The sequence below is a fragment of the Sphingomonas sp. genome, from assembly GCF_042095875.1.
GTDB lineage: Bacteria > Pseudomonadota > Alphaproteobacteria > Sphingomonadales > Sphingomonadaceae > Sphingomonas.
In genome coordinates, this window is sequence record NZ_JBELMJ010000101.1 from 1 (window position 1) to 3,232 (window position 3,232).

5 protein-coding genes are annotated in these 3,232 nt (G+C 69.3%); 3 read left to right on the top strand and 2 right to left on the bottom strand.

The window, feature by feature from the left end:
- The 3 genes from ACFDS6_RS16850 to aroC all read left to right on the top strand — a co-directional run.
- The coding region (locus tag ACFDS6_RS16850; RefSeq protein WP_375271783.1) for an SDR family oxidoreductase at positions 1–239 on the top strand (239 nt) is incomplete at its 5' end.
- A 91-nt stretch (positions 240–330) separates the two neighbouring features.
- A complete protein-coding gene (locus tag ACFDS6_RS16855; RefSeq protein WP_375273236.1) occupies positions 331–852 on the top strand; it encodes a GNAT family N-acetyltransferase in 522 nt (173 codons plus the stop codon).
- Positions 849–1,916 carry a chorismate synthase gene (gene aroC / locus ACFDS6_RS16860; RefSeq protein WP_375273237.1) on the top strand — a complete coding sequence of 356 codons (1,068 nt, stop codon included), beginning with the start codon at positions 849–851 and terminating at the stop codon, positions 1,914–1,916. Before ACFDS6_RS16855 ends, aroC begins: the two co-directional genes overlap by 4 nt.
- A 377-nt stretch (positions 1,917–2,293) precedes the next feature.
- Here the strand turns inward: aroC and ACFDS6_RS16865 are convergent, their stop codons facing one another.
- The gene (locus ACFDS6_RS16865) at positions 2,294–2,575 is read right to left on the bottom strand and encodes a hypothetical protein (protein WP_375271789.1); all 282 of its coding nucleotides are present in this window, start codon (positions 2,573–2,575) and stop codon (positions 2,294–2,296) included.
- Positions 2,576–2,640: 65 nt separating this feature from the next.
- Positions 2,641–3,232 (bottom strand): adenylosuccinate synthetase (locus ACFDS6_RS16870; RefSeq protein ID WP_375273238.1); only part of this gene is annotated, 592 nt, incomplete at its 5' end.

A 3,232-nucleotide genomic window follows, 5' to 3' on the forward strand; every position in this document is an offset into this window, starting at 1 on the left:
CGGGTCCGATCAAGACCCTGGCGGCGAGCGGGATCGGCGATTTCCGCTACATCCTCAAGTGGAACGAGCTCAACTCGCCGCTGCGCCGTAACGTGACGATCGACGACGTCGGCGGCGCGGGACTGTACCTCCTGTCCGACCTCGCGTCGGGCGTGACGGGCGAGATCCACCACGTCGATGCCGGCTATAACGTTATCGGCATGAAGGCCGAGGACGCGCCCGACATCGCGCTGGCGTGAGCGGGGGCGGCAGCCTCTACGGCAGCGGGATGGCGGCGGACGCTATGCCGCAGATCGCTGGGGCTAAGCAAATCCGCGCGTGCGCGCGGGCATGATCGCGATCGCGCCGGCCGGCGGCCGCGACGTCGCCGCCATCGACGCGCTGATGCGCTCCAGCTTCGCGCACGCGGAAGAGGCCGATCTGGTGCGCGACTTGTGCATCGCGGGCGACATGGTGCTGATGCTCGCCGCACGCGACGAGGAAGCCGACGCGCTCGTCGGCGCCGTGGCATTCAGCCGCATGGACGTGAGCGTCGCGGGCAAGCCGATCCCGGCCGTCGCACTCGCACCGATCGCGGTCGCACCCGACCACCGCGACCAGGGCGTGGGCGAGGCACTGATCCAGGCGGGTCTCGATCGGCTGGAGCAGGAAGGCGTCGTGCTCTGCTTCGTGCTGGGCGATCCCGCCTTCTACGCGCGCTTCGGCTTCGACCGGGATTTCGCGCGCAACTTCGCCTCGCCCTACGCGGGCGATTACCTCATGGCACTGCCGCTCCAGGGCGGGTTGATGCCGTGCGGGGTGCGCGACCACGCGCATCACGCCCCTGCCTTCGCGAGACTGTCGCAGTCATGAGCCACAACACCTTCGGCCGCGTGTTCCGCTTCACGACCTGGGGAGAGAGCCACGGGCCCGCGATCGGCGCGGTGGTCGACGGCTGCCCGCCGGGGATCGCGCTCACCGAGGACGACATACAGCCGTGGCTCGACCGGCGCCGCCCCGGCACCTCGCGCTTCACCACGCAGCGTCGCGAACCCGACCAGGTACGCATCCTGTCGGGCGTGTTCGACGGCCGGACGACGGGCACGCCGATCAGCCTGGTGATCGAGAACGTCGACCAGCGTTCGAAGGACTATTCGGAGGTTGCGAAGGCCTATCGTCCCGGCCACGCCGATTACGCCTATGACGCCAAATACGGCTTGCGCGACCATCGCGGCGGCGGGCGTTCGTCGGCGCGCGAGACCGCGTCGCGCGTCGCGGCGGGCGCGGTCGCGCGGCTGGTCGTGCCGCAGGTGCGCGTGCGCGCCTGGGTCGAGGCGATCGGCGGCGACGCGATCGACCCAGCGAACTTCGACGACGCGCAGATCGACGCCAACCCGTTCTTCTGCCCCGACGCGCAGGCCGCCGAGCGGTGGGAGGCGAAGGTCGACGCCGCGCGCAAGGCCGGCTCCTCGCTCGGCGCGATCGTCGCGTGCGAAGCGACCGGTGTCCCCGCCGGCTGGGGTGCGCCGCTCTACGCCAAGCTCGACAGCGAACTCGCCGCCGCCGCGATGTCGATCAATGCGGTGAAGGGCGTCGAGATCGGCGACGGCTTCGCGGCCGCCAGCCTGTCGGGCGAGCAGAATGCCGACCCGATGCGCCCCGGCCCGGACGGCCCGGCTTTCCTCGCCAACCACGCCGGCGGCATCGCGGGCGGGATCGCGACCGGCCAGCCGATCCGGCTACGCGTGGCGTTCAAGCCGACCAGTTCGATCCTGACACCCGTGAAAACGGTCGACCGCGACGGTGCAGCGGCCGAGATCGCCACCCGCGGGCGGCACGACCCGTGTGTCGGCATCCGCGGCGTGCCCGTGGTCGAGGCGATGATGGCGCTGGTGCTCGCCGATCAGTCGCTGCTCCACCGTGCGCAATGCGGGTGATCGTTTCGAAACGGTAATGTCTTCGCCCATCGGCGAGCAGTTCTACGCGCGGACGGCAGACACGATGCCGATTATGGCAAGTAAATAGACGCGCGTAATCCCACATAATCTTTATCGGACGCCCGTAACCATTCGGGCTGGCGGCGCTCTTCGCATGGAACGTCCTGGCGATCACGCCGTTGTTGGCGACAGTTCGTAGGAGAGAACAACATGCGTATGATGATTTCGATCGCCGCCGCCGCACTCGCACTTCCCGCCCTCGCGTCGGCGCAGACGACCGGCGGTTCGACCGGCACCGGCATGGGTACCACGACCGGCACGATGGGCAGCCCGACCGGCACGATGGGGTCGCCCACCGGCACGATGGGCACGATGGATCAGACCTCGCCGAGCACGTCGACGACCACCACCACGACCAACTCGACGATGAGCAACCCGTCGACCAGCACGACGCGCTCGACCCGCTCGCGCACGCGCAACCGCTCGACGATGACACCGCGCACGACGACGCCGAACGCGTCGACCATGACGCCGAACTCGAGCACCATGACACCCAACTCGAGCACCATGACGCCGAGCCCGACCGACCCGAACGGCACCATGAGCACGATGGGTACGACGACCGGCACCACGCCGCCGCGTTTCTGATCCGCGCACATCGCTGAAACGACGAAGGCCCGGGATCACTCCCGGGCCTTTCCATATTCACGCGCCTGGACTGCGCTCAATCGGTGAACGGATCGCGCACCAGGATCGTGTCCTCGCGCTCGGGACTGGTCGACACCAGCGTCACCGGGCAGCGGATCAGTTCCTCGACGCGGCGAATGTACTTGATCGCCTGCGCCGGCAGATCGGCCCAGCTGCGCGCGCCCGCGGTCGACCCCGACCAGCCTTCCATCTCCTCGTAGATCGGCTCCACCTCCGCCTGATCCTTCGCATGCGCCGGATAGTAATCGAGCTCTTCCCCGCGCAGGCGATAACCCGTGCAGATGCTGATCGTCTCGAACCCGTCGAGCACGTCGAGCTTGGTCAGCGCGATGCCGGTGATCCCGCTCACCGCCGCCGACTGCCGCACCAGCACCGCGTCGAACCAGCCGCAGCGACGCTTGCGCCCCGTCACCGTCCCGAACTCGCGTCCGCGCGTGCCGAGCCGCTCGCCCGTCTCGTCGTCCAGCTCGGTCGGGAACGGCCCCGACCCGACCCGCGTCGTGTACGCCTTGGCGATGCCGAGCACGAAGCCGACTGCCCCCGGCCCCAGCCCCGACCCGCCCGCCGAGGTGCCCGCCATCAGCTCGGAAGAGCGGCGGGTAGGGAAA

Bases quoted from the DNA above. Each gene is read 5' to 3' on its own strand.
- ACFDS6_RS16855 (WP_375273236.1), top strand. From the start codon at position 331: ATGATCGCGATCGCGCCGGCCGGCGGCCGCGACGTCGCCGCCATCGAC.
- aroC (WP_375273237.1), top strand. From the start codon at position 849: ATGAGCCACAACACCTTCGGCCGCGTGTTCCGCTTCACGACCTGGGGA.
- ACFDS6_RS16865 (WP_375271789.1), bottom strand. From the start codon at position 2,575: ATGTGCGCGGATCAGAAACGCGGCGGCGTGGTGCCGGTCGTCGTACCC.